At 68.7% G+C, this 24337-nt stretch carries 22 protein-coding genes; 11 read left to right on the top strand and 11 right to left on the bottom strand.

The features are described from left to right. Positions 1 to 130: 130 nt before the first annotated feature. The 6 genes from AC6CHL_RS17200 to AC6CHL_RS17175 form a co-directional block, all read right to left on the bottom strand. Positions 131 to 958 (bottom strand): methyltransferase domain-containing protein, encoded by an 828-nt coding sequence (locus tag AC6CHL_RS17200; protein ID WP_038690467.1) that lies wholly within the window; start codon positions 956 to 958, stop codon positions 131 to 133. 39 nt (positions 959 to 997) lie between these two features. Continuing rightward, a complete protein-coding gene (gene dusB / locus AC6CHL_RS17195; protein ID WP_498295492.1) occupies positions 998 to 2017 on the bottom strand; it encodes a tRNA dihydrouridine synthase DusB in 1020 nt (339 codons plus the stop codon). 172 nt (positions 2018 to 2189) lie between these two features. After that, positions 2190 to 2936: a SagB/ThcOx family dehydrogenase gene (locus AC6CHL_RS17190; RefSeq protein ID WP_498295491.1), complete on the bottom strand. Its 747-nt coding sequence runs from the start codon at positions 2934 to 2936 to the stop codon at positions 2190 to 2192. 14 nt (positions 2937 to 2950) lie between these two features. Further along, the gene (locus tag AC6CHL_RS17185; RefSeq protein ID WP_498295489.1) at positions 2951 to 4288 is read right to left on the bottom strand and encodes a YcaO-like family protein; all 1338 of its coding nucleotides are present in this window, start codon (positions 4286 to 4288) and stop codon (positions 2951 to 2953) included. After that, the gene (locus tag AC6CHL_RS17180) at positions 4285 to 4863 is read right to left on the bottom strand and encodes an Asp23/Gls24 family envelope stress response protein (RefSeq protein ID WP_498295487.1); all 579 of its coding nucleotides are present in this window, start codon (positions 4861 to 4863) and stop codon (positions 4285 to 4287) included. The genes AC6CHL_RS17185 and AC6CHL_RS17180 overlap by 4 nt, the downstream gene beginning before the upstream one ends. A 51-nt stretch (positions 4864 to 4914) precedes the next feature. Further along, positions 4915 to 5769 carry a hypothetical protein gene (locus AC6CHL_RS17175; protein WP_498295485.1) on the bottom strand — a complete coding sequence of 285 codons (855 nt, stop codon included), beginning with the start codon at positions 5767 to 5769 and terminating at the stop codon, positions 4915 to 4917. 133 nt (positions 5770 to 5902) lie between these two features. On the opposite strand from AC6CHL_RS17175, the gene AC6CHL_RS17170 reads away from it, so the two are divergent. After that, entirely contained in the window at positions 5903 to 6487 is a 585-nt protein-coding gene (locus AC6CHL_RS17170) for a phosphatase PAP2 family protein (RefSeq protein WP_498295483.1), read from the top strand. 467 nt (positions 6488 to 6954) lie between these two features. Here the strand turns inward: AC6CHL_RS17170 and AC6CHL_RS17165 are convergent, their stop codons facing one another. Then, the gene (locus AC6CHL_RS17165) at positions 6955 to 7920 is read right to left on the bottom strand and encodes a ribokinase (RefSeq protein WP_137191019.1); all 966 of its coding nucleotides are present in this window, start codon (positions 7918 to 7920) and stop codon (positions 6955 to 6957) included. Positions 7921 to 7946: 26 nt separating this feature from the next. Then, the gene (locus AC6CHL_RS17160; RefSeq protein ID WP_038690453.1) at positions 7947 to 9245 is read right to left on the bottom strand and encodes a NupC/NupG family nucleoside CNT transporter; all 1299 of its coding nucleotides are present in this window, start codon (positions 9243 to 9245) and stop codon (positions 7947 to 7949) included. Positions 9246 to 9438: 193 nt separating this feature from the next. On the opposite strand from AC6CHL_RS17160, the gene AC6CHL_RS17155 reads away from it, so the two are divergent. The 5 genes from AC6CHL_RS17155 to AC6CHL_RS17135 all read left to right on the top strand — a co-directional run bounded on the left by AC6CHL_RS17155 (position 9439) and on the right by AC6CHL_RS17135 (position 15014). Then, on the top strand, positions 9439 to 10407 hold the full coding sequence (locus AC6CHL_RS17155) for a potassium channel beta subunit family protein (RefSeq protein WP_038690452.1): 969 nt from the start codon (positions 9439 to 9441) through the stop codon (positions 10405 to 10407). A 363-nt stretch (positions 10408 to 10770) separates the two neighbouring features. Continuing rightward, entirely contained in the window at positions 10771 to 10968 is a 198-nt protein-coding gene (gene hemP, locus AC6CHL_RS17150; RefSeq protein ID WP_019182448.1) for a hemin uptake protein HemP, read from the top strand. A 218-nt stretch (positions 10969 to 11186) separates the two neighbouring features. After that, complete coding sequence (locus tag AC6CHL_RS17145) at positions 11187 to 13427, top strand: TonB-dependent hemoglobin/transferrin/lactoferrin family receptor (protein ID WP_498295480.1); 2241 nt, start codon at positions 11187 to 11189, stop codon at positions 13425 to 13427. 5 nt (positions 13428 to 13432) lie between these two features. Next, a complete protein-coding gene (locus tag AC6CHL_RS17140; RefSeq protein WP_498295478.1) occupies positions 13433 to 14029 on the top strand; it encodes a Hemin transport protein in 597 nt (198 codons plus the stop codon). A 43-nt stretch (positions 14030 to 14072) separates the two neighbouring features. Further along, entirely contained in the window at positions 14073 to 15014 is a 942-nt protein-coding gene (locus AC6CHL_RS17135) for a DUF6607 family protein (RefSeq protein ID WP_498295476.1), read from the top strand. Between the two features lie 501 nt (positions 15015 to 15515). Here AC6CHL_RS17135 and AC6CHL_RS17130 read toward each other — a convergent pair. Both AC6CHL_RS17130 and AC6CHL_RS17125 read right to left on the bottom strand, forming a co-directional pair. After that, entirely contained in the window at positions 15516 to 18002 is a 2487-nt protein-coding gene (locus AC6CHL_RS17130) for an ABC transporter permease (RefSeq protein ID WP_498295474.1), read from the bottom strand. Then, complete coding sequence (locus AC6CHL_RS17125; protein WP_038690444.1) at positions 17999 to 18601, bottom strand: ABC transporter ATP-binding protein; 603 nt, start codon at positions 18599 to 18601, stop codon at positions 17999 to 18001. The genes AC6CHL_RS17130 and AC6CHL_RS17125 overlap by 4 nt, the downstream gene beginning before the upstream one ends. A gap of 120 nt (positions 18602 to 18721) precedes the next feature. Between AC6CHL_RS17125 and AC6CHL_RS17120 the strand changes: the two genes are divergently transcribed. The 3 genes from AC6CHL_RS17120 to AC6CHL_RS17110 all read left to right on the top strand — a co-directional run bounded on the left by AC6CHL_RS17120 (position 18722) and on the right by AC6CHL_RS17110 (position 21600). Further along, positions 18722 to 19372 (top strand): arylesterase, encoded by a 651-nt coding sequence (locus tag AC6CHL_RS17120; protein ID WP_498295472.1) that lies wholly within the window; start codon positions 18722 to 18724, stop codon positions 19370 to 19372. Positions 19373 to 19461: 89 nt separating this feature from the next. Further along, a complete protein-coding gene (locus AC6CHL_RS17115) occupies positions 19462 to 20175 on the top strand; it encodes a response regulator transcription factor (protein WP_019182442.1) in 714 nt (237 codons plus the stop codon). A 153-nt stretch (positions 20176 to 20328) separates the two neighbouring features. Continuing rightward, a complete protein-coding gene (locus AC6CHL_RS17110) occupies positions 20329 to 21600 on the top strand; it encodes a sensor histidine kinase (protein WP_498295470.1) in 1272 nt (423 codons plus the stop codon). Positions 21601 to 22081: 481 nt separating this feature from the next. Here the strand turns inward: AC6CHL_RS17110 and AC6CHL_RS17105 are convergent, their stop codons facing one another. After that, positions 22082 to 22786 carry an SGNH/GDSL hydrolase family protein gene (locus tag AC6CHL_RS17105; RefSeq protein WP_498295468.1) on the bottom strand — a complete coding sequence of 235 codons (705 nt, stop codon included), beginning with the start codon at positions 22784 to 22786 and terminating at the stop codon, positions 22082 to 22084. A gap of 287 nt (positions 22787 to 23073) precedes the next feature. On the opposite strand from AC6CHL_RS17105, the gene AC6CHL_RS17100 reads away from it, so the two are divergent. Together AC6CHL_RS17100 and AC6CHL_RS17095 are read left to right on the top strand one after the other, a co-directional pair. Further along, positions 23074 to 23454 (top strand): diacylglycerol kinase, encoded by a 381-nt coding sequence (locus AC6CHL_RS17100; protein WP_038692485.1) that lies wholly within the window; start codon positions 23074 to 23076, stop codon positions 23452 to 23454. Between the two features lie 42 nt (positions 23455 to 23496). Beyond that, complete coding sequence (locus AC6CHL_RS17095; RefSeq protein ID WP_038692483.1) at positions 23497 to 24246, top strand: TerC family protein; 750 nt, start codon at positions 23497 to 23499, stop codon at positions 24244 to 24246. Positions 24247 to 24337: the final 91 nt, after the last annotated feature.

Raw genomic sequence — 24337 nt, 5'->3', positions numbered from 1 at the left:
AACTCGGTGCACCACGACTGCAGTGGCAGCACGGCGAGGATCTGGCGCGCGCCTTCCTGGGCACCAACCTGAGGCCGATTCTAACCGGTTGGCTCAAACAGATAGCAGAAGGGAGTCACGTAGCGGTGGGTCAGTAAACGGTGGCGCGTGCCTGCACGAACGAAAAGAAGAACACCGCGTTGGGGTCGTTCTGGACCAGGCTGAATTCCCGACGCATGCCGTCCACGGTGTCGCGATCGACCAGCCCGGCCTCCAGCAGCGGGTCGGCCGCCGACAGCAGCAGCTGTTCCCAGAACGCGATCATGGTCTTGCGCCGCGCCGGCTCGCGGTTGTCCAGGTGGATGGTCTTGATCTCGGTGTGCACGTCGCGGAAGCCGCCGGCCAGCAGCAGGTTGCCGAGCTTGGCGCCAACGAACGGGTCGCCCCCGTGGTCGTACTGGAAATCATTGAAGGCCATCCAGTAGCGCCAGATGTGCGGCGAGTACGGGTCGAGCAGGAACGAGGCGTTCATCACTTCGGTGATGTACACCGGCGAGCCGGGGGCGAGCACGCGGCGCACTTCGCTGAGCACGCGCGCCGGTGACGGCACATGTTCCAGCACCCAGCACAGGAACGCCGAATCGAACTGGCGCGGGCCGAACGGCAGGTCGCCGGCATCGGCCTGCTGCAGGGTGTACCGCTCGCTGCACCACGGGGTCTTTTCCAGGTTGGCGCGTGCGGTGTCCAGCTGCGCCTGGCTCAGGTCCACCCCGGTGACGTGCAGCTCGGGGAAGCGGCGCAGCAGGATCTCGGTCTGCGCGCCGACGCCGCTGCCCACTTCCAGCAGCCGCTGGGCGTTGCTGTAGTCGATGCCGCTGAAGATGCTCGATTCGAACAGACGGGCCTGGGTGACCAGGCGGTGCTGCTCGGTATCGGAAAAACCGTGCAGGTAGGTGGGGGCGGTGATCGGCGGGGTCATGGGAGCAGGGTCACGTAGCGTCGAGCGTGGCTCGGCGGATCAAAGGGCAACGGCAACGTGCGCGTCGGTAGTGGCGTGGGCAAGCGGCAGGCCGGCGGAGAGCGCGTTGAAGTAGTCGGTGGTCAGCGCGATCTGGCTGGCCGCGTCGTCAGCGCGGTTGACCACCGCGCGGAAGGCGGCATTTTCCGGCCGGTCCTTGGCGTACCAGCCCAGGTGCTTGCGCGCGATGCGCACGCCCTGCGGCTCGCCGTAGAAGTCGTGCAGCGCGTGCAGGTGGCCCAGCAGGATGTCGCGCACCTCGTCCAGCGAAGGCGGGGCGAGCAGTTCACCGGTGGCCAGGTAATGCGCCACTTCGCGGAAGATCCAGGGCCGGCCCTGCGCGGCGCGGCCGATCATCACCGCATCCACCCCGGTCACGGCGAGCACGTGGGCCGCCTTCTGCGGCGAATCGATATCGCCGTTGGCCAGCACCGGAATGCGCAGCGCGGCCTTGATCGCGGCGATGGTTTCGTACTCGGCCTGGCCGGTGTAGTGCTGGTCGCGCGTGCGCCCATGCACCGCCAGCGCGGCAATGCCGCTGTCTTCGGCGATATGCGCGATGCGCGGGCCGTTGCGGTGGTCGCAATCCCACCCGGTGCGGATCTTCAGCGTCACCGGCACGTCCACCGCCTGCACCACGGCGGAGAGGATGCGGGCCACCAGGTCCTCATCGCGCATCAGCGCCGACCCGGCCCACGCGTTGCAGACCTTCTTGGCCGGGCAGCCCATGTTGATGTCGATGATCTGCGCGCCGTGGTCCACGTTGTAGCGCGCCGCGTCAGCCAGCTGCTGCGGCTCGGTGCCGGCGATCTGCACGCTGATCGGGTCCGGCTCGCCGGCATGGTCCATGCGGTGGAGCGACTTGCGGGTGGTCCAGAAGCGCGGGTCGGAGATGGTCATCTCCGAGGCGGCCAAGCCCGCGCCCAGCCGTTTGCACAGCAGGCGGAAGGGCTTGTCGGTGACACCGGCCATCGGCGCCAGCACCACGTTGGGCCGGATGTTGTAGGGGCCAATCTGCATGCGCGCATTGTAGAACGCCCCGGCCGCGCCGGCCGCGCGCGGGGGCTGCCTGTTCAGGCCGATCCGGAAGGGCCTGATGCGCTCCGGTCATGAGCATATGCTTGACCCTTGGTTCCTCCGCCCCCAGTGGACGGGGATGCTGGGGAGTTGGGTGCTGCGACGCCGGCGGTGGTCAAGGCGCCGGACCACACGCATAGGCCAACACGGCCAGATGCCGCTGTGGGTCGAGCCCGAGCAGGGCCAGCACCGCGGCATCCTCGAAGGAGCCGATCGCGCAGCCGGCGGCGTTCATCGCGGCCACTTGCTGCCCGAGCGCGCCCAACCAGACCCCGGCCTCGATCAACACGAAGCGGCCACCGCGCTCGCCGTACTTGGTCAGCGTGCCGGCCGGCTCGGCGATCAGGAACAGCACGGCCGCCGGCCGCTCCGACCAGTCCACCCCGAGCAACCTGGCCAGCGCTGGCCACGCGGGGCAGGGCGCCACCGGCACCAGCGCATGCTGCAGCGGGTCGTACCAATGGATGCCCGGCTCGGCCGCGATCGCATCGTCGGCGCCGTACAGCGCGGCATAGGCCTGGATCGGATACTTGGCCCCACCGGACGGCAGGCGCCGGGTGTCACTGTCGCCGGGTCGGGCCCGCAGCGGGGCGAGCACGCGGCCCAGCTCCTGCGCGCCCCAGCGTGCGTCACCGAAGCGGCGGCCACTGTGGCGCTGCGCCAGGGCGTCACCGGGATGCACCGGGTCCGGCAGGGCGATGCCGGCGGCCGCATGCATCGGGCGGGGTGGCGACCAGGGGCGTGCGGCATCTTCGGCGATGCGCGTGCGCATCGCCTCGGCGCGCGCTGGATTGAGTTCGCCGTTATGCCAGAACAGACGGAACAGCGGGGCAGCGTGCCAGGGGGAGGGCGGTGACGGCATGCGGACCTCGTGCATCAGCCCAACGGATGCGGAAAGGGAGTGGGGAACGCGCCGCTGTGCGGCACGCCGGGGTACCGCCAGGCCACGTCCTGGCACCGGCCGCCGAGGAACGGTGCACGCTCGTCGGCATGCAGGCCACTGAGCTGCGGCGACAGCACCCGCATCACCCGCAGTCCGGCCGCGGCCACATCGGTCGTGGTCAACTCGCGGTAGTACAGCGCGATGCCGGCACTGCTGAGCCGGCGCCGCAGCATGTCCAGCTCGGCAATTGCGCGCGGCGCGGCGGGGCGGACCGCTGCGCCCGGCGGGGGCAGCTTCAAGGTGCTGTCGTCCGCCGCCCGCAGCAGCGGCAGCTGCGGCCACAGCTCCGGGCGCAGGGTGTAGAAGGCGGCATGTTCGTCGAAGCTGCGCAGGGCGGCGGGATCGCGCGGCAGCCGGGCGCTTTCGCGCCCGCACAGATGCGCGGCAAAGGTCAGTGCCTGCTGCCATTCCAGCAGCGCTTTGTGCAGTGCCTCGCCCGGATCGGCGCGGCAGGCGATGCCGAGGACGTAGCGGGGGCGGCCGTCGAACGGCATGCCGCCGGCGACCGCGATCACCGGGTGCGGGTTCCAGTGCTGGGTCAGGTCGAACGCCTGCAGTTCACCTCCGCGCGCGTCCACATGGGCATGCCAGTGCGCCGGCAGCGCGATGCGCCGGCCGGCCACGCCATTGAGCCATGTCACTGCCAGCGCATCGCGCTCCAGCAGCTCCTGGGCCGCGCGCAGCAACGCCAGCCACGCGCCATCGCGACCATCACGCCAAGCCGCCAGCCCACTGGACGTTGACGGCACGCGCGCCACACCACTACGCGGCCCGAGGCCCACCAGTTCCTGCGGCACCCAGGCCTCGCGGTTGTCATCCAGCGCATGCACCGCGGCGAACAGATCGCCGTCGTGTTCGGGCATCGGCCACGGGAAGCCGGGGGTCGCACGTTGGCGTGCCGAGAACAAGGCGAAGACCGATTCGTCCAGGCGTTGCGCGGGCGTCAGCGCATCCCGGCGGCGCACCTCGAATCCCGCCTGCGCCGCTGCCAGCCGCTCCAGTGCCTCGGCGACCGCGCCGTCGGCGGCCGCGTCGGCATCCAGCGCGACCGCGCCTGACACGCCCTGCCAGGGATTGGCCGGGTCGGCCGGGGTGGCCGCATTGTGCACGCGCCGACCCTCGAACAGCGGGCCGGTCCAATCGCAGGCGCTGGCGTCGATGGCCTGCGCCGGGCGCACCAGACCGCAGCGCGCACGCGCCGCGCCATGCAGCAGGTGCGAAGACAGCGTGGGCGTTCCGGGCTCCGCCGCATCGACGGCGGAGCGGCTCATTTCATCACGCTCAGCCAGAGCATCATCTCGAGTGCGCCGACGGCGAACAGGCCCAGCAGCAGGGCGATGCCGATGCCGATGCCGCGCCCGAACGACCGCCCCGAGCGCTCGTAGACGAAGGCGTACAGGCCGACATACAGCCCGACGGCGACGAACAGGCCGAAGATCGGGTTGGCGGTGCCCATGAAAATGCCGCCGCCAACGGCTGCCAGCGGCAAGGCGAACAGCCCCAGCAGTATCCGCCCCGTGCGGCTCATCCCGACCACCGGCGCGGCCGATGTGGCGGGCGCGGCCAGGTCCGGATCCGGCGTGATGGCCGGTTCCTGCAGCGAGGCCGGTGGCGGGGTGTGGAGGTCGGTGTCCGTTGCGACGGTATCGACCGTGGCGCGTGCTTCGCTGCCGGGGGCGGCGGGCGCGATCGGTTCCAACCCGCCGAGCACCACCGCCGACAGCACCGAGGTGCCGAGCAGGGTAACGATGCAGGAACTGCAGGTGGTCGAGGTTGAGCCCCCGCCTGCGGCGGCAAGGTCCTGGCGCGAGGCACTGGCATCGAACTGGGTCGGCAGGCGATACATACGGTCACTCCATTGACCGAGGCGGAAACGCCCGGCGCGTAAGCCACATTATCACGGGCGCTGGAGGTCCCAGGGCAGGGACAGCGGCGGCGCCATTGCGGCTTCGCCGCCCTGGCAGGCGGGGCACCACGGCAGCCGCAGTACCCGGTCGCGCTCGCCGTGCAGGTGGTGCAGGTCGAGCCAGACGCTGCGTTCGAGATAGCCCAGCAACAGGGCGGGCTGATCCAGCAGCGGCGCGACCAGCGCCGCGATGCGCGCCGGCTGCGCTGCGACCGCCGGCATCGCCGGCACGACGGCTTCGCCCCAGCGGCGCAGCACCCGGTTGCCCAGGCAATACACGCAGGCGGTCTGGCCGGGCACCACATAGGGGCCGAGGGCCAGTGTGTGGTGATAACTGATGTCCACCAGCAGATGCGGTTGTGCCGGCATCTGCGCGCGGTAGCGGGCCAAGGCCTGTTCCCAGCCGAGCCCATGCCGGACCAGCACCCGCAGGTCGGCCTCGGCAGGCGCATCGACGCGCTGCAGATCCGCGCTGGCATGCTGGTCGAAGGCGTCGGCCAACCCGGGCAGGGGCGTGCCGAGCCAATCGAGTGCATAGCGCTGCACCCGGCGCGCGGCCGCCACCGGCACCAGCACACCCAGGCGCATCAACTGGCGGATCGCCGGGCCGCAGTCGGCGTCGTCCTGCACTGCCGCCAAGGTGTCGTTTTCCCAGTGGCCGAGGATGCGTTCGACGACGGTCGGCGTATCGGCCTCATCCACCACGTACACCTCATCGGCGCCACCGGAGACCAGCAGCAGCTGGCGCTGCGCATGGGTCTGCGAAAACAGGGCCCAGGCCGGATTGCGCGTCCAGCGCGGTGCGTCCGCGTGCGGGCCTGCATGTTCCTGACTGCCTGCTGCCACTGCGTACAGTCCCTGTATCGGCGAAAGCGCAAGAATAGCGGCAAACAGGCAGGCCACGTTCTGCTACGGTGCGCGCGTGCCCCTACCGCCTGTTGCCACCGCTCCGGTCCCCCAGCCGCCCTGGCGCGAGGCGATGCTGTGGATGCTGCTGCTCGGCGCGATGTTCATCCATGGCTACAGCTGGACCAACCAATGGGCCGCCAGCCAGCCCCATACCTACAGCCTGCACGGGCGCTGGGATGATGCGATCCCGTTCTGGGCGTGGACGATCTGGCCCTACCTGGCGCTGAATCTGCTGTACCCGCTGACGTTCTTCATCTTCCCGACCCGATCGGCCCTGCGCCGCCATGCGCTGGCCATCGCCCTGGTGCAGGCCGCCTGCATGCTCGCGTTCGTGTGCTGGCCGACCGGCAATGTCCGTGTAGTGCCACAGCCGGATGGCGCGAGCGGGCTGTTGTTCGCACAACTCCGGGCCTTCGAGGCGCCGTTCAACATGGCGCCGTCGCTGCATGCGGCGGTCGGGGTGCTGGTATGGCAGGCATGGCGGCGCTGGTTGCAGGCAGACGCGGCGCCCCTGCGTTGGCTGTGGCACGGCGCCTGTGGCCTGATCCTGGTCTCGACCGCGACCACCTGGCAGCACGATCTGCTGGACGTACTTGCCGGACTGTTGCTTGGGGCGCTGGCGCTGTGGATCACGCGGGCCCCAGTTTTGCGGTAGGCATCGTGCATTCACCGCTCCACGATGAGTACCTGCCGCCTCTCGCGTATGGCCGTGTGTGCAGGCGCCGTTTGGTTCGGCGGGCGTCTCCGATCAGGCCGGTCGCGAGCGTGAGGGCCCCGTAGTCGCCGGTAGGCCCCTGGTGCAAATGTCCCCCGGCCGCGGGGCGGCCTCCTCCTTTATTTTGCCCAGGAGCCTACCGGCGGCTACGGGGCTCGGCTTGCGGTGCAAGCGAGAAGCCGTGCTCTTTTGGTGGCCGTTGGCGGGTCGGTCGCTGGGCCCCGATGCCCTTGGAGGCGAAATAAAGGAGGAGGGGGCGGCCGCAGGCCGACGCCGGGGGCGTCGCCGGAAAGGGCATCGGGGGCCCAGCGACCGACCCACCAACAACCGCGCCTGCAAAGGGTCAACGCAGGCTTAAAAAAAAGGCCAGCGCGAACGCTGGCCTTGGTATTACGCGCCCGTGACGCTTACTTGCTTTCGGCATCACCCGGGGTGAAGTGCGGCATCGCCACGGCGGCGCCTTCCTTCTCGGTGGAGCGGCCGGCGAACTGGTTGGCAAAACGCACGTGGCGGATGAAGGCCGCGTCCGGGTCCTGCGCGATCGAGGCGCACAGGGCGCCGTTGAAGGCATCGCCGGCACCGGTGGTGTCCAGTACCTGCACCTGCTCGGCGCCCACCCGGTAGTACGGCTGGGTATCGCCGCGCGGATTGTCTTCGGCGTGGGACACGAACACGCCCACCGAACCCAGCGTCACCACCACGGTGCCGGTGCCGGTGAGCTTGCGGCACAGCGCATGCAGGCTGGCACCGTCGAGCGCGGCCACGTCGTTGGCATCCACACGCTCGCCCACATGGCGGCCGAGCAGGGCGGCGAACTCGGTCTCGTTGGGGGTCAGCACGTCGGCCAGCTTGAGCAGGCCGATGCTGGACGGGGCGTCGGCCGGGGCCGCGTTGAGCACGGTGGTGACACCGGCCTCACGGGCCAGCGCCAGCGCCGCTTCAATGGTTTCCACCGGCGATTCCAGCTGGGCCAGTACCACCTTGGCGCCGCCCAGCAGGTCGCGCTGGGCCTGCACGAAGTCCACGCTCAGCGCGGCATTGGCGCCCGGGCCGATCACGATGGTGTTGCGGCCGCGGGCATCCACGTAGATGCCACCGGTGCCGGTCGGCTCGGTGCTGGCCTCGGCGGTCAGCGCGAAGCCGTCCTGCGCGGCCAGGCCACGTGCCATCGCACCGCCGGCATCGTCGCCCAGCGCGCACAGGAAGGTGGTGGCGGCGCCAGCGCGGCACGCGGCCACGGCCTGGTTGAAGCCCTTGCCGCCGGGGCCGGTGCTGTAGCGCCCGGCGATGGTCGCGCCCGGAGCCGGGAGCGACTCGCAACGCCAGACATGATCCACGTTGAAGGAACCGACGACGACGACATTGCTACTCATAAAGACTGTTTCTCAAAGAACGGATATCAGCTGAAATGCGTCAGCACGCCGGCAATGGTCGCCGTCATGAAGGTGGCGATGGTGCCGCCCAGCACCGCACGCAGGCCGAACTTGGCCAGGTCGTGGCGGCGTTCCGGGGCCAGTCCACCAATACCACCGATCTGGATGGCGATGGAGCTGAAGTTGGCAAAACCGCACAGCGCGTAGGTGGCGATCAGGCGGCCTTCGGACGACAGGCTCATGCCCGGGACCTGGCCGTTGACGATCTTGGACAGCTCCGAGTACGCCACGAACTCATTGATGACCACCTTCTGGCCGATCAGCGAGCCTACCGTGGTGGCATCGGCCCAGGGGGTACCGATGACCCAGGCGATCGGGGCCAGCACATAGCCGAAGATCGTCGACAGGTCGGTCGGACGGCCGATCATGGCCTGCAGGCCGCTGATCTCGCCCAGCCAGGTCAGCGGAGCGTTGAGCAGGGCGATCAGGGCGATGAAGGCCAACAGCATCGCACCGATGTTCAGCGCCAGCTTGAGGCCGTCGCCGGCACCGGCCGCGGCGGCGTCGATGATGTTGCTGGAGGTCTTCTCCACTTCCATCTTGACCGTGCCGCGGGTCAGCGGGGTGCCGGTTTCGGGCACCAGCAGCTTGGCCACCACCAGGGTTGCCGGGGCCGCCATGATGCTGGCCGCCAGCAGGTGCTTGGCGTAGAAGGCCTGCTGCACCGGATCGTTGCCGCCCAGCATGCCCACGTAGGCCGCCAGCACGCCGCCGGCGATGTGCGCCATGCCGCCGATCATCATCGTGATCAGTTCGGACTGGGTCATCTTGGCGATGTACGGGCGCACCGTCAGCGGCGCCTCGGTCTGGCCGATGAAGACGCTGGCGCAGACGCTGGTGGTTTCGGCACCGGACACGCGCATGATCTTGGTGATGGCCCAGGCCATGCCGCGCACGATCGCCTGCATCACGTTGAGGTGGTACATGACCCCCATCAGCGCCGAGAAGAAGATGATCGTCGGCAGCACCTGGAAGGCGAAGATGAAACCGAACTGCTCGGTATTCATCAGGCTGCCGAAGATGAACTTGGAGCCTTCGTTGACGAAGCTCAGGATCTTGACGAAGCCCTTGCCCAGCGCATCGAACACGTCGCGGCCACCGGGCACCAGCAGCACCACCGCCGCAAAGGCGATCTGCAGCGCGATGCCGGTTACCACCAGACGCCAGTCCACAGCGCGCTTGTTGTTCGAGAACAGCCACGCGATGCCGATCAGCACCGCCAACCCGAACAGGCCGAAGCCAATCCTGCCCAAACCTTCGACCATGAGACTTCCCTTGGGGGTGCCGCGAAAAACGGGAAGCCTATAGCGGTGGCAGGGGCGGGGCAAGGAAAAGCGGCGTCTGCGGGTCGATCGGCCGTGATCGGGCAAGCATCGGCAAGGGTTTGCGGGCGGCGGGCGGCTACACTGGCCGGCACCGTTCCGGCCCGGTTGCGGGCCTGCAGCAGAGGACAATCCCATGCAATACCGACGTCTTGGATCCACCGGCCTGAAGGTGTCGGCCCTGTCCTTCGGGGCCTGGGTCACCTTTGGCGACCAGATCGGCCGCGACGAGGCCCGCAATCTGGTCGCCAGCGCCTGGGACCACGGCATCACCTTCTTCGACAATGCCGAGGGCTATGCGCGCGGCCGGGCCGAACAGGTGATGGGCGATGTGATCGCCGACCTGCGCCTGCCGCGCGACGGCTTCTGCGTGTCCAGCAAGGTGTTCTTCGGCGCCGTGGACGACCCGCGCCCGACCCAGCACGGGCTGTCGCGCAAGCACGTGACCGACGCCTGCCACGCCGCGCTCAAGCGGCTGCGGGTGGACTACCTGGACCTGTATTACTGCCACCGCCCGGACCCGGACACCCCCATTGCCGAGACCGTGCTGGCCATGGACACCCTGATCCGCCAGGGCAAGGTGCTGTACTGGGGCACCTCGGAGTGGTCGGCGGCCCAGCTGCAGGAGGCCGTGGCCGTGGCGCGCGCGCAGAACCTGCACCTGCCTTCGATGGAGCAGCCGCAGTACAACCTGCTGCACCGCGAGCGCGTGGAACAGGAGTACGCGCCGCTGTACGCCGACCCGGGCCTGGGCACCACGATCTGGTCGCCGCTGGCCTCGGGCCTGCTGACCGGCAAGTACAACGACGGCGTGGACGCGCAGTCGCGGCTGGGCCAGGAACAGATGGGCTGGCTCAAGGACATGGTGCTGGACCCGGCCGGCAACCGGCTGGACAAGGTCCGCCGCTACACCGCGCTGGCCGACGGCCTCGGCCTGTCGCCGGCGCAGCTGGCCATTGCCTGGTGCCTGCGCAACCCGAACGTCTCCAGCGTGATCCTCGGCGCCAGCCGGGTCAGCCAGCTGGAAGAGAACCTGGGCGCGCTGGACCTGCTGGCGCAGGTGGACGAGGCCACCTGGCAGCAGGTAGAGGCGATCTTCGCCTGACGCGCGTCCCGGCGCGCCCCGCGTAGTGCCGGGCTCTGCCCGGCTGAAACCAGCCCCCGTAGAGCCGGGCTCTGCCCGGCTTGCATCAGGATCCCCGTAGAGCCGGGCTCTGCCCGGCTTGCATCAGGATCCCCGTAGAGCCGGGCTCTGCCCGGCTGGATTGGCCGATCAACCCGGACATCCCGGTGGCCCAGCCGAGCAACGCTCGGCTCTACCGGGCGGTCCGAGCCCACCTTTCGATTGATGCGATCAATCGAAAAGAGCAAATCAATCATCAATGCCATCAATCAAAGTGAGAATGGTTGTTGATTGTCAACTGAGAATCATTATCATTTGACTCGCCCCTCGCACGAGTCCAGACGAATGAACACTCAAGCTGCTGTACTGCTGCGCCCCGAAACGCTGACCCTCCGCGACCGTCCGGTGCGCGTGGTCCCGCCCGAAGAAGTGATCGACAGCGAAGCCCTGCTCAAGGGACGCCGCGAAATCCTGATCCAGCACGGCGACCGCTTCTACCGCCTGCGCCATACCAGCAACGACAAGCTGATCCTGACCAAATAGAGCCGGGTAGAGCCGACCGTTGGTCGGCTGTCTACCGCCAGGCAGCCCAGCTGCACCGCTACCCGCCCGCGCATGCCCCATCGGGTCCGCACCTCCCCCCGGACCCGGCGGGCACGCCGTGCACCACCGCTCTCTCCCCCTCGATTCTTCGTCAGCGGCTTGGGTCGCTGGCGTCGGTCGGGGGTCTCCTTCCGCGTCACGCCAATCGCCCGCCCTCCATGAAGAACCGTCCGACTGCCCTGAGCGCCGCCTTGTGGCTGGCCTTGCCGATGGCCGCGCATGCGGCTGCCGATGCTGATGCTGCACCCGATGCGCGCCAGTTCGATCCCGTGCAGGTCACCGCCACGCGCACCGCACGCGCGCTGAGCGACGTGCCAGCCACTGTCGATGTGATCGACCGCGAGCAGCTGGACAACCACCTGGTGCGCGACCTGAAAGACCTGGTGCGCTACGAACCGGGCCTGTCGGTGACCAGCAGCCCGGCGCGGTTCGGCCTGGGCGGCATCCGCATCCGTGGCCTGGACGGCAACCGCGTGCTGATCCAGACCGACGGCATTGCCATGCCCAAGGCCTTCGCGATCGGCAGCTTCTCCGATGCCAACCGCAACTTCACCGATCTGGAAACGCTCAAGCGCGTGGAAATCGTGCGCGGGCCCGCCAGCGCGCTGTACGGGTCGGACGCCCTGGGCGGCGTGGTCGCCTTCTTCACCAAGGACCCGGCCGATTATCTGAAGGACGGCAAAAACAGCTACGTCGGCCTGAAGTTTGGCTACGACGGGCAGTGGGACGGGCTGCTGGGCAGCGTCACCACCGCCTTCGGCGGCGACCGCTGGAGCGGCATGGTCAACGTCAACCACCGCCAGGGCCAGGAAACCCAGAGCATGGGCGACCGGCGCAGCAATGACAGCACCCGCACCGCGGCCAACCCGCAGGACCGCGACGGTCGCAGCGTGCTGGGCAAGCTGGTGTTTGCGCCCAGCCAAGACCAGCGCTTCAAGCTGACCGTGGAAGGCAACGAAGACAGCGTGGACACCAACGTGTTGTCGTCGGTGGCGCCCCCTGCGCCGGTGATCGCCGCCGCAACCACCACCGCGATGAAGGCGCGCGACCACCAGACCCGGGCCCGCGTGTCGTTCGGCCACGAGATGGACAACCTGGCCAAGGGCTTCGCCGATGACCTGTCCTGGCAGGTGTACCGGCAGGACAGCGAAACCACCCAGCGCACCTATGAAAACCGGGGTAGCGGCGACAACGCCAGCCGCCGCGAGCGCGAATTCAATTTCGACCAGCGCGTGTACGGCCTGCAGGCGGTGTTCCACAAGGGCCTGCAGACCGGGTCGGTCGAGCATGCACTGACCTACGGGCTGGAAGGCACCTGGACGGAGACCCACCAGAAGCGCGACGGCTTCCAGGTCAACGCCAAGGGCGTGGTGAACACCACGATCCTGCCCGACACCTTCCCGGTGCGCGACTTCCCGATCAGCAAGACCACCGAGCTGGGCCTGTACGTGCAGGATGAAATGCGCTTCGCCGACGGACGCCTGTCGCTGGTGCCCGGCGTGCGCGTGGACCATTACGAACTGCGCCCGGAAGCCGATGGCATCTTCAGCACCGACAACCCCGGCGTGGCCGTGTCGGACCTGACCAAGACCAGTGTGTCGCCGAAACTGGGCCTGGTCTGGCGCTTTGCCGACCAGTGGTCGCTGTTTGCCGGGTACGCACATGGCTTCCGCTCGCCGCCGTTCAATGACGTCAACCTGGGCTTCACCAACGTGCAGTTCGGCTACACCGCCATTCCCAACCCGGACCTCAAGCCGGAAACCAGCGATGGCCTGGAACTGGGCGTGCGCTTCATCGGCGCGGCCGCGTATGCCAGCGTCAGCGGCTACTACAACCGCTACAAGGATTTCATCGAGTCGCAGGGTTTTGTCGGGTTCAACAACCAGGGCCTGCAGGTGTTCCAGTCGCGCAACGTGGCCGACGCGGACATCTACGGCGCCGAGCTGAAGGCCGGGGTCGAGTTCGGCCAGCTCAGCAGCGCGCTGGACGGCTGGTCGTTGAACGGCTCGGTGGCGTGGGCACACGGCCAGAACAAGACCGAAGACGTGCCGTTGTCGACCATCGACCCGTTGCGCGGCACTGTGGGCCTGGCCTTCGACCGCGACCGCTGGGGCGTGGAACTGGTGGGCACCTTCGCCCGGCGCAAGGACCGCCTGCCGCCGGCCGCCGTGGCCAACACCACGCCGTTCGCCCCGGCCGGCTACGGCGTGCTGGACCTGATGGCGCACTGGGACTTCGCGCCGGGCGCGAAGATCAACGTCGGGGTGTTCAACCTTGGCGACCGCCGCTACATCGACTATTCCGGGATCACCTCGTCGCTGGTGTCCACCAGCAGCGTGGCCGATCGTTTCACCAACCCTGGCCGCACCGTGTCGGCCAGCCTAGCCGTGAGCTGGTAGCCGCCATGAGCCGAGCCCTGTCTGCCGTACGTACGTTCGCCGGTGCACGCAGTACGGCACCGTTGCCATCGCCAACGCAGCTGGCGGCGTTGGGCACCGTGCTGTGCCTGTACCGGCCCGACAGCAGCGAGCTGGGCGGCTGGAAGCACGCGGTGTCGGCCCATGCCTGCCAGGGCATGGACAGCGAGGGCATCCGCGAGAGCCTGTGCTTCGCCGATGCGCGCGGACGCTGCTGCTGGCGCCTGTACCTGCTGCCCGACAGCGATTTCCTGGCCTGGGACCGGCTGGTGACGGCCTTCCCGGCGCGCCCGGAGCCGGTCAACGATGGCGGCGTGGCCGAGCGCCTGTGGCGCCGGCTGGCCACGCGCCTGGGCGGCGAGCCATGGCGGATGTGCGCGCTGCGCCTGCATGCCAACGACGGCCAGGGGCTGTCGGCCAGCCTGGCCTCGCTGTCGGCACTGGGCGCGACGGCCGCGCGGCGGATTGCACGGGTGGAAGGCGCAGACGGTGAGCTGTGGGTCGACGACTGCTGCTGCGCCACGGCGGCGCGCCAGGCGCCGGCGCCACTGGACCGCAGTGCGCCGCCGCTGGTGCGGCTGTAACCAACACGATGCGATGCAAGCCAACCTTGAAGGAACTCCTTGGATGAAACACCAGATAGCCAGTGCGTGCCTGCTGCTTGCCGGCAGTGGTATGGCCCACGCCCAGCCCTCGAACCTGCAGCGCGACCACGACAGCATCGTGGCGATGAAGGGCGAATACGTAGTCGATTTCGCCTTCGACGAGACGGTGCTGTTGAAGCCGGGTTACGAGCGCGCGCCGGCCGTGCGCAGCGGCGGCAACGAGGTGGTGATCGTGGTGGAGGACAGCCCGACGCGGGTGGTCCTGCAGCACCTGCTGGTGGATCCCAAGAGCGGCCATGTGACCAAGCACTGGCGGCAGGATTGGGTGTACGAAGCACCGCACCGGTTCGAGTTCAGTGCCGACCAGACCTGGCAGGTGCGCACCATCCCGGCCGCGGTCAACGCCGGTGCCTGGACCCAGTGCGTGTACGAAGTGAGCGATGCGCCGCGCTACTGCGGCACGGGTACCTGGGTCTACGACAACGGCGTGGCGACGTGGACCAGCGACCTGAGCTGGCGCCCGCTGCCGCGCCGTGAGTACACCCGGCGCAGCGACTACAACGCGCTGGCGGTGGTCAACCGGCACACGCTGACGCCGAACGGATGGACGCACGAGCAGTTCAACACCAAGGTCCTGCGCAACGCCGACGGCAGCCAGCAGGAGATCGCGCGCGAGTTCGGCTTCAACGACTACACCAAAACCACCGAGGTCGACTTCAAACCGGCCTACGACTACTGGACCGCCACCGCCGGCTACTGGGCCAAGGTGCGCCAGCGTTGGGACGGGTTCCTGGGGCAGGCGCCGGGCGTGCACCTGAAAACGAAGCTGGACGGGATGGCGATGATCATTCCGCTGTTCACCCAGGCCCAGGATCTGCAGGACGGCAAGAAAGTGAAGGACGCGCAGATCGACGCGGTGTTCAAGCAATGGGTGGAAAAGGCACCGGCCGACGCCGCCCGCTGAGTTCGTCCACCCGCTTAGCCAAAAGAGGTTCTTCGCCCATCTGAGGGGCAGGCAGAAACGTGCATTGGCGCTTTCCCGGCGCAGCCGGCGGCGGGTCGGGCGCTGGGCTGCCATGCCCTTTCCGGCGAATGTCCCCCGGCGTCGGCCTGCGGCCGCCACCTCCTCCTTTATTTCGCCTCCAAGGGCATGGCAGCCCAGCGCCCGACCCACCGACGGCGCCAGAGAATTCTGCTTGGTTCTTCCGCAAGCCGAGCCCCGTAGCAGCCGGTAGGCCCCTGGGCAAAATAAAGGAGGAGGCCGCCCCGCGGCCGGGGGACATTTGCGCCAGGGGCCTAGCGGCTGCTACGGGGCCCTCACGCTCGCGACCGCCCCGATCGGAGACGCTTCTTTTTTCTGGAGTGCAGTCGACCAACCCCGGCAGAACCACGCCATGCGTGGCTGCGCTTCAAACGCCAACCGACCCACGGTCGGTCGCGACGCGGCCTTAGCGCCGCGCCCGCCTCACACCTCGCGCAATGCCAGCGCCGGCGGGGTGTGCAGGATCCGCCGCGTGCCCCACCAGCCGGCCAGCATGCTCAGGCCCACCCCGATCACGCCGCCAACCAGCAGCGGTCCCCACGGCGGGCTCAGGGTCAGTTCGAACACCTGCCGCGCCACCACGCTGCCCAGCAGCGCCGCCGCGCCCACCGCCAGCAGCGCCGACAACAGCCCCAGCGCGCCGAATTCCACCAGCACCGCCCCGCGCAGCTGGGTGCGCGTGGCCCCCAGCGTGCGCAGCACCGCGCTGTCGTAACGGCGCTCGCCGGCCGTGGCCTGCAGCGCCGCCAGCAGCACCAGCAGCCCGGCCAGCAGACTGAAGCCCATCACCAGCTGCACCGCCTGGGTCACCCGGTCCACCACCTCGCGCACCCGTTGCAGGATGCCGTCGATATCCAGCAGCGAGATGTTCGGGTAATCGCGGGTCAGCGCGGCCAGCTGCGTGGCCTGCGCACGTGGCAGGTGGAAGGCGGTGATCAGGTTGTAGGGCGCATCGCCCACCGCACCTTCGTTGAGCAGCAGGAAGAAGTTGACCCGGAACGAATCCCAGTCGGCCTTGCGGATGCTGGTTACGGTGAAGCTGCGTTGCTGCTCGCCCATCTGCAGCGTCACCGTGTCGCCCAGCTTCATCCCGTAGCGCTCGGCCCAGCCCTGTTCGATGGAGGCCTCCGCCGCCGTGCTGCCGGCGGCCCAGTAGCGACCACTCAGCAGCGTGTTGGCCGGCGGGAAATCATGCCGCCAGGAGAAGTTGACCGGGCGGTTGGCATCATCGTCGTCGTTGCTGTTGTCCTGCCGTTCCTGCCGCTGCGGCGGCCGGTCGTTGACCGCCAGCAGGCGACCGGTACTGAACGGCTCGATCCCCGGCGCGGCCACGCCCAGCCCCTGCAGGGTGGTCAGCACGGCGTCGCGCTGCTCGGGCTGGATGTTCATCAGGAAGTAGTTGGGCGTGTCCACCGGCAGGCGGTCGCGCCACTGCGCCAGCAGCCCTGGCCCGATCACCGACAGCAGCAACAGCGCGCACAGCGACAGCGACAGCCCCACCAGCTGCAGCACCGCCAGACCACGGCGGCGGGTGAGGGCGGCCAGGCCCAGCTTCCAGCGCCCGCGCAGGCGCGGCTGCAGGCCACGCAGCAGCCACAGCAGAAACGCGCCCAGCGCGCCGGCCAGGGCGGCCAGGGCGGCCAATCCACCCAGCACCCAGGCGGCCAGCTTCACATCGCCGGTGGCCTGCACGGTCAGCGCCACCGTGGCGGCCAGCGCGGCCACGTAAACCAGCAGCGAGCTCGGCGGCAGGGCGGCGAAGCTGCGGTTGAGCACGCGCATCGGCGGCACCCGGCGCAGCCGCAGCAGCGGCGGCAGGCCGAAGCCCAGCAGCAGCACCAGGCCGATACCCGCGCCACTCAGCGCCGGGGTGGCCTGCGGCAGCGGCAAGCGGTTGGGAATCAACCCGCCCAGCGCCTGCACCAGCCCAGCCTGCGCAGCCATGCCCAGGCCGATACCCACCAGGCACGCCGGCACCGCCAGCATCACCAGCTGCAGCGCCATGGCGCTGAGAATGTCGCGTTGGCGCGCGCCCAGGCAGCGCAGGATGGCCACCTGGTCGATCCGGCGCAGTGCGAACCGGTTGGCGGCCAGCGCGGTGGCCACGCCGGCCAGCAGCACCGCCAGCAGGGCGGCCAACGACAGGAAGCGGCCGGCCAGGTCGAACGCACCGCGCACGCCGCGCTGGGTGTCGGCGATGCCGACGATGCGGTAGCCCTTGGCCTGCGGCGCCAGCCACGCGCGGAAGTCGGCGATGGCGTCCGGTGCGCCGGCAAACATCATCCGGTACGAGGCGCGGCTGCCGGGGCCGAGCAGGCCGGCCGCGTCGACGTCGGCGCGGTTGACCAGCAGCGGCGGAGAGAGCTGCATCAGCTCGCCGGAGGTATCCGGTTCGGCCTGCAGCACGCGGGTAACGGTGAGGCTGCCCGCGCCGAACTCCAGCGCGTCGCCCACCGTCAGGCCGAGCGCCTGCATCAGCCGCGGATCGGCGTAGGCCTGCCCGGCAGGCGGCGCGCCGGCCGGTTCAGGGGTGCCGCCCCGCAGGCCGCGGCTGACCAGCAGCTGCCCGCGCAGCGGATAGCCGTCGCTGACCGCCTTGATGTTGGCCATCTGGCTGGCCTCGCCATGGAACAGCACGGTGGGGAAGCTGACCATGCGGGTGTTGGCCAACCCACGTTCGCGCGCGGCATCGGCGAAGGCCTGCGGAATGTCGTCGCGGGCGTTCAGGCCCAGGTCGCCGCCCAGCATTTCCGCGGCGCTGCCGGTCAGGGCCAGTGTGACCCGGTTGACCAGCGTGCCCACCGCGGTCATCACCGCCACGCCGAGCACCAGCGCGGCGAAGACGGTGAGCAGGTCACCGGCAAGGAATTCGCGGCGCAGGGCGCGCGCGGCATGCGTGACCACGTTCATGCGGACACGCCGGCCGCGTTGTCCACCAAGCGGCCGCCATCAAGCCGGTAGATGCGCTGGCAGCGCTGGGCCAGGCGCAGGTCATGGGTGACCAGCACCAGCGTGGTGTCGCTGGTGGCATTGAGGGCGAACAGCAGGTCGCTGATCTGCTGGCCGGTGGCCTGGTCCAGGCTGCCGGTGGGCTCATCGGCAAACAGGATGCGCGGCTTGGCCACGAATGCCCGTGCCAGCGCCACGCGCTGCTGTTCGCCGCCGGACAGCTGGCGCGGGTAGTGGCGGGCGCGATGCGTAAGCCCCACCTGCGCCAGCACCTCGCGCACGCGCGTGGGATCTTCGCGGCCGGCCAGCTCCAGCGGCAGCGCGATGTTCTCTTCGGCGGTCAGCGCCGGCAGCAGGTGGAAGCTCTGGAACACAAAGCCCACTTCGCGGGCGCGCAGCTGCGCGCGGTCTTCCTCGTCCAGGGCATTGAGGTCCGACCCGGCCAGCGTGACCCGCCCGCGGCTGGGCAGGTCCAGTCCGGCCAGCAGGCCGAGCAGGGTGGTCTTGCCGGAACCTGAAGCGCCGACGATGGCGATGCTCTCGCCTTCATGGACGGTCATGCCAATGTTGTCCAGTATGTGGACTTCACCCTCCGGGCCACGCGCGGATTTGCCCACGTCATGGGCGGCGATGGCGACGGACGCGCTGCGGGGGGACAGGCTGTCGATGAGGATTCTCCAATGTACCGAGCGATGTGGAAGGGCCGCGCGGCCCTGATGGTCTGGATGCTGGCAGCATTGCTGCTGGCGCCGTTGCTGGCGTGTGCCAAAGGTGCCGCCCCGGCCAACGCGGTGCTGGTGGTCGGCGACAGCCTCAGTGCTGCCCACAATATCCCGGCCGAATCGGGCTGGGTGAACCTGCTTCAGCAGCGGGTCAAACAACAGGTGAAGCCGGCCCCGGCGATCATCAACGCCAGCATCAGCGGTGAGACGACTGCCGGCGCGCTCACCCGCCTGCCGGGCCTGCTGGCCAAGCACCGCCCGGCGGTGGTGGTGATCGAGTTGGGGGGCAACGACGCGCTGCGCGGGCTCACCCCGGGGCAGCTGCGCGGCAACCTGGAGAAGATGATCGTGGCCAGCCAGACGGCTGGCGCGAAGGTGCTGCTGCTGGGCATCGATGTGCCGCCCAACTACGGCCCGGCTTACCGCCAGCGCCTCAAGGACGTGTATGCCGGGCTGGCCAGCCAGTACAAGGTGCCGCTGCTGCCATTCCTGCTGGACGGCGTGGCGCTGCAGCCGGGGCTGATGCAGGGCGACGGCCTGCATCCCACCGCCGCGGCCCAGCCGCGGGTGCTGGACAACGTCTGGCCGCACCTCAAACCCCTGCTCTGACAACGATTTCGATTCCGGTGTGAGCGACTTCACACCGCCTCCACTGCCGATGCGGCATGTTTCACAAAGCTGAAGAAAGAGGGAATCCCATGCGTCAGACAAAGGAGACCTCCGGCCTGGTGCTGGTGGTCGAGGACAACCGCAATATTTCCGAGATGATCGGTGAGTATCTGGAAGGCCGCGGGTTCGAAGTCGACTATGCCCAGGACGGGCTGGACGGCTATCGCCTTGCGGCGGAGAACAGTTATGACGTGGTGGTGCTGGACCTGATGCTGCCGCGCCTGGACGGCATTGAAGTCTGCCGCCGGCTGCGCAACGACGCCCGCAAGTCGACCCCGGTGCTGATGCTGACCGCGCGCGATACGCTGGACGACAAGCTGACCGGCCTGGGCTTTGGCGCCGACGATTACCTGACCAAGCCATTCGCGATCCAGGAACTGGAGGCACGCCTGCGTGCCCTGATCCGTCGCGAACGTCGCCAGGTGGGCTCGGAAGTGCTCAAGGTGGCCGACTTGGTGCTGGATCCGGTGAGCATGCGGGCCACCCGCGCGGGCACCGAACTGCAGCTGTCGCCGATCGGTCTGCGCCTGTTGACCATCCTGATGCGCGAATCGCCCCGCGTGGTGACCCGCCAGGAAATCGAGCGCGAGATCTGGGGCAATGGCCTGCCGGACTCGGACACCCTGCGCAGCCATCTGTACAACCTGCGCAAGATCATCGACAAGCCGTTCGACCGCCCGCTGCTGCACACCGTGCAGAGCGCGGGTTACCGCATCGCCGACATCGCCCAGCCGATGAGCTGATGCACATCGCAGTGGCTGGCGCATGACCGGAGGGGCCGTGAACGGCCCCGATCGAGACAACGACCCGCGTGTTTGCGGGTCGTTGTCGTTTCTTGCACGACGGAATCACGGCGCGCTTCCCTATAATCGCGGCGAACCGCCCTGGACCCCGTAATGCCGCACGGTCTGCCGCGCAAGATACGCATCGTCTTCATTCTTCAAGCCGTGCTGGCCAGCCTGGGCATCCTGCTGGGCGCATGGCTGGTGTCGCTGGTGATCAAGCACAGCCTGGTCAGCAGCGCGCTCAAGGAGGAGGCGGCGTACTACTGGCAGCTCTACGACGCCTCGTCGATGCAGCCGCCGCCGAACACGCAGAACATCCGCGGCTACCTGCTGGAAACCGGGCGTTCGCCGTTGAGCCTGCCGGCCAACCTGCGCGCGCTGCCGCCGGGCTTCCACGAACTGAAGGCCGATGACCAGCTGGTGCTGGTGGACGCGCGCCCGGAAGGGCGCCTGTACCTGGTGTTCCTGCGCTCGCGCGCGGAGATGCTGGCGTTCTGGTTCGGCATCGTGCCGGTGCTGCTGACGTTGCTGGCAGTGTATGGCGCCTCGTGGGTGACCTATCGGGCGTCCAAGCGGCTGGTGTCGCCGGTGAATTGGCTGGCGCGGCGGGTGTCGCGCTGGGACCCCGGGCATCCGGAAGCGGCGGATCTGGCACCGGACAAGTTGCCCGCGGACATGCAGGGCGAAACGCGCCAGCTGGCGGCGGCGCTGCATTCGCTGGCCACGCGGGTCACCGCGCATGTGGCACGCGAGCGCAACTTCACCCGGGATGCGAGCCATGAGCTGCGCACGCCGTTGACCGTGATCCGGGTCGCCAGCGATATCGCCCTGGGCGACCAGGAGCTGACGCCGCGCCTGCGCCGCGGACTCAACCGCATCCAGCGGGCAGGCCGCGACATGGAGGCGGTGATCGACGCCTTCCTGATCCTGGCCCGCGAGGCGGACGTGGAGCCGCAGGTGGAACTGTTCGACGTCAACGAGATCGTGCGATACGAGGTGGACAACGCGCGCGAGCTGATGGCGGGTCGGCCGGTGGAGATTTACCTGCACAGCGCAGGCCCGGTGCAGCTGCACGCACCGCCGCGGGTGCTGCAGGTGGTGGTGAGCAACCTGTTGCGCAACGCCTGCAGTTACACCGACGAGGGGCGCATCGATGTGGATGTGCTGGACGATCGCGTGGTGGTGCGCGACACCGGGATCGGGATGTCGGTCGAGGCGTTGGGACGGGCGTTCGAGCCGTTCTACCGGGCCGAGCCGACGCGGCCGCAGGGCACGGGGCTGGGATTGTCGATCGTGCGGCGGTTGTGCGACCGGTTTGGTTGGGAAGTGCGACTGGACAGCGAGTTGGGGCAGGGCACACAGGCGGCTGTTTTGTACCGGTAGGGAGTTTCAGGGCAACGGCTGCTGGTTCTGTTTTTCTGCGTGTGGGTCGGGCCGGGTGGGGAGGGCAGGAGCAGCCGAGCATGGCTCGGCTCTACCGGTGTTGTTCAGAGGGTGTCTTTTTCGCGTGTTGATCATTGCCGCGCCGCGCGCGGCCAGCGGACCAACGGTCCGCTCTACCGATCCAGGCAGCGGACCAACGGTCCGCTCTACCGGGTGTGTTTCCGGATGGTTCCCAGCAAACGCGTTCGCGGATTGCCTCCGACAACGCACACCCGCCGTGGTAGGTGCCGACCGTTGGTCGGCACGCTCTTCCTCTTTTCCCAAACGCGCCGACCTACTGTCGAGGGTCGGGGTGGGTGAGGTGGCGGGACCGTTGGGCGCCATGGATGGCGCCCACGAGCCTCCAAGGATGGATTTACGGCGTGTCCCGCCACCTCACCCACCCCGGCCAACCCTCAGCAACCCGGCCTCAGCCGTTGCTTCAATCGCACGACACCTTCGGCGCCAACGCCGCCCGCCAGATCGCATACCCGTCCGACGTCATGTGCAGCATGTCCTCGCGGAACAACGCCGCGCGCGGCTGCCCATCCCTGCCCAGCATCGGCGTGTAGATGTCGGTGTAGCCCGTGTTCGGCAGCTTGGCCAGCGCCGCCTTGATCATCGCGTTGGCCTCGATGATCGCCGGCAACAGGTTCGCCCGCGACGGGCTCGGCTTGATCGAGATGTACTCCACCGTCGTCTTCGGCAGATCGCGGTGTACCCGCTGCACGAACGCCAGCACATCGTCGCGCACCTGCACCGCGCTGCGGCCGCTGTTGAGGTCGTTGTCGCCGGCGTAGAAGAACACCTTGCACGGCGCGTACGGCACCACCACCTGCCCGGCGTACCACGTGCTGTCGCGCACTTCCGAACCGCCGAAGCCGCGGTTGAACACCGGCTGGCCCGGGAAGTCCGCCGCCAGGGTGCCCCACATCCGGATCGAACTGCTGCCGATGAACTCGATGCCCCCGCGCGGCGGCGGGGTGGTGGCGTCTGCCTTGGCGAAAGCGGCCATGTCCTGGGCCCAGGCCACGTTGGACACCTGCGTCGGCACCTGCGGCGGCTTGGCCGGGGACAGGGCAAACGCGGGCAGGGCGGCGCCAAGCGCCAGGGCGAGCAACAGGGGGCGGGTGCAGCGGTAACGCATCGGCAGACTCCTCGGCATGGCGCCCCATCGAGCGCCCGGTTCGGTTGAAACCCCATCATAGAAGCTGGTGACCGGCACCGCTTTACCCGCCGTGGCGGGGCTGTGCGCCACGCGTTGCCGGCGCCGGGCCCGTCACTAGCACGCCCCGGCCCCGGCCGCCTCCGACGAAGGTGCGACAGGCTTGTGGCAAAATGACGGATTGCCTGCCCATTCAGCCCTGCCCATGACCCCTTGCTGCGCGCTGTTCCCCGTGTCCCGGCCCGCCCTGCGTGATGGAGCGTGCCCCCGTGGCTGACGAAATCGGGCACATGCCGCGCGGCCCCCGGCGCATCTTCAAGGCGGCGGTGTGGTCCTGGCAGGGTCTGCGGGCCGCCTGGCTGCACGAGTCCTCGTTCCGCCTGGAGGTCTACCTGCTGGTGGTGCTGGCCCCGCTGGCCCTGTGGCTGGGCCAGACCCCGGTGGAGCGCGCGCTGATGATCGGCTCGATGCTGCTGGTGCTGTCCATGGAACTGGCCAACTCGGCCATCGAAGCGGTGATCGAACGCTACGGCGCCGAATTCCACGAACTGGCCGGGCGCGCCAAGGACATGGGCTCGGCGGCCGTGTTCGTGCTGATGATGAACGTACTGCTGTGCTGGGGCCTGGTCCTGCTGCCCCGCTTCTTCTGAGCTGCCCCCACGGCGCATTCCCCCTTGTAAGGATCCATGTCCATGTTTCTTGAGTTGCTGTCCGACCCCAACGTCTGGTTGACCCTGTTCACGCTGAGCGCCCTGGAAATCGTGCTCGGCATCGACAACCTGGTCTTCATCTCCATCGCCGTGAGCAAGCTGCCCGAGTCGCGCCGTCCGTTCGCGCGCAAGCTCGGCATCGCGGTGGCCTGCATCACCCGCATCCTGCTGCTGGTGTCGCTGGCCTACCTGGCGCACATGGAAGCCAACCTGTTCACCGTGGCCGGTATCGGCATCTCCATCCGCGACCTGGTGCTGATCCTCGGCGGCCTGTTCCTGATCATCAAGGGCGGCATGGAAATCCGCGAGCTGATCACCGGCGGCGAAGACGAAGACCCCACCACCACCAAGGCCTCGGCCGTGTTCGGCATGGTCATCGCGCAGATCGCGGTGATCGACATCGTGTTCTCGCTGGACTCGGTGATCACCGCCGTCGGCATCGCCGACCACGTGCCGGTGATGGTGGCCGCGATCCTGCTGTCGGTGGCGGTCATGCTGCTGGCGGCCAACCCGCTGGGCCGCTTCATCGACGCCAACCCGACCGTGAAGATGCTGGCCCTGGCCTTCATCCTGCTGATCGGTGCGGTGCTGATCCTGGACGGTCTGGGCGTGCACGTGCCCAAGCCCTACATCTACGCGGCGATGGGCTTCTCGGTGCTGGTCGAATGGCTGAACCTGCTGATGCGCCGCCGTGCCGTGGCCCATAACGTGCCGGGCGCCGGCAACTGGTAGATACCGACCGTTGGTCGGTGTTCCGTGGGTGCCGACCCGGGTCGGCAACCCGTGGGTACCGACCAACCGCCGTTACCCACATCGGCTTTAC

It is taken from the genome of Stenotrophomonas sp. GQ19 (assembly GCF_059758695.1).
This window is presented reverse-complemented; position numbering and strand designations above follow the sequence as displayed.

What these genes read in the sequence shown, in the direction of transcription:
- AC6CHL_RS17190 (WP_498295491.1), bottom strand. Translation starts at nt 2,936, where the DNA reads ATGCCGTCACCGCCCTCCCCCTGGCACGCTGCCCCGCTGTTCCGTCTG.
- AC6CHL_RS17155 (WP_038690452.1), top strand. Translation starts at nt 9,439, where the DNA reads ATGCAATACCGACGTCTTGGATCCACCGGCCTGAAGGTGTCGGCCCTG.
- AC6CHL_RS17110 (WP_498295470.1), top strand. Translation starts at nt 20,329, where the DNA reads ATGCCGCACGGTCTGCCGCGCAAGATACGCATCGTCTTCATTCTTCAA.
- AC6CHL_RS17200 (WP_038690467.1), bottom strand. Translation starts at nt 958, where the DNA reads ATGACCCCGCCGATCACCGCCCCCACCTACCTGCACGGTTTTTCCGAT.
- AC6CHL_RS17145 (WP_498295480.1), top strand. Translation starts at nt 11,187, where the DNA reads ATGAAGAACCGTCCGACTGCCCTGAGCGCCGCCTTGTGGCTGGCCTTG.
- AC6CHL_RS17125 (WP_038690444.1), bottom strand. Translation starts at nt 18,601, where the DNA reads ATGACCGTCCATGAAGGCGAGAGCATCGCCATCGTCGGCGCTTCAGGT.
- AC6CHL_RS17115 (WP_019182442.1), top strand. Translation starts at nt 19,462, where the DNA reads ATGCGTCAGACAAAGGAGACCTCCGGCCTGGTGCTGGTGGTCGAGGAC.
- AC6CHL_RS17135 (WP_498295476.1), top strand. Translation starts at nt 14,073, where the DNA reads ATGAAACACCAGATAGCCAGTGCGTGCCTGCTGCTTGCCGGCAGTGGT.
- AC6CHL_RS17160 (WP_038690453.1), bottom strand. Translation starts at nt 9,245, where the DNA reads ATGGTCGAAGGTTTGGGCAGGATTGGCTTCGGCCTGTTCGGGTTGGCG.
- AC6CHL_RS17095 (WP_038692483.1), top strand. Translation starts at nt 23,497, where the DNA reads ATGTTTCTTGAGTTGCTGTCCGACCCCAACGTCTGGTTGACCCTGTTC.
- AC6CHL_RS17105 (WP_498295468.1), bottom strand. Translation starts at nt 22,786, where the DNA reads ATGCGTTACCGCTGCACCCGCCCCCTGTTGCTCGCCCTGGCGCTTGGC.
- AC6CHL_RS17120 (WP_498295472.1), top strand. Translation starts at nt 18,722, where the DNA reads ATGTACCGAGCGATGTGGAAGGGCCGCGCGGCCCTGATGGTCTGGATG.
- AC6CHL_RS17140 (WP_498295478.1), top strand. Translation starts at nt 13,433, where the DNA reads ATGAGCCGAGCCCTGTCTGCCGTACGTACGTTCGCCGGTGCACGCAGT.
- AC6CHL_RS17180 (WP_498295487.1), bottom strand. Translation starts at nt 4,863, where the DNA reads ATGTATCGCCTGCCGACCCAGTTCGATGCCAGTGCCTCGCGCCAGGAC.
- AC6CHL_RS17130 (WP_498295474.1), bottom strand. Translation starts at nt 18,002, where the DNA reads ATGAACGTGGTCACGCATGCCGCGCGCGCCCTGCGCCGCGAATTCCTT.
- hemP (WP_019182448.1), top strand. Translation starts at nt 10,771, where the DNA reads ATGAACACTCAAGCTGCTGTACTGCTGCGCCCCGAAACGCTGACCCTC.
- dusB (WP_498295492.1), bottom strand. Translation starts at nt 2,017, where the DNA reads ATGCAGATTGGCCCCTACAACATCCGGCCCAACGTGGTGCTGGCGCCG.
- AC6CHL_RS17165 (WP_137191019.1), bottom strand. Translation starts at nt 7,920, where the DNA reads ATGAGTAGCAATGTCGTCGTCGTCGGTTCCTTCAACGTGGATCATGTC.
- AC6CHL_RS17185 (WP_498295489.1), bottom strand. Translation starts at nt 4,288, where the DNA reads ATGAGCCGCTCCGCCGTCGATGCGGCGGAGCCCGGAACGCCCACGCTG.
- AC6CHL_RS17170 (WP_498295483.1), top strand. Translation starts at nt 5,903, where the DNA reads ATGCTGTGGATGCTGCTGCTCGGCGCGATGTTCATCCATGGCTACAGC.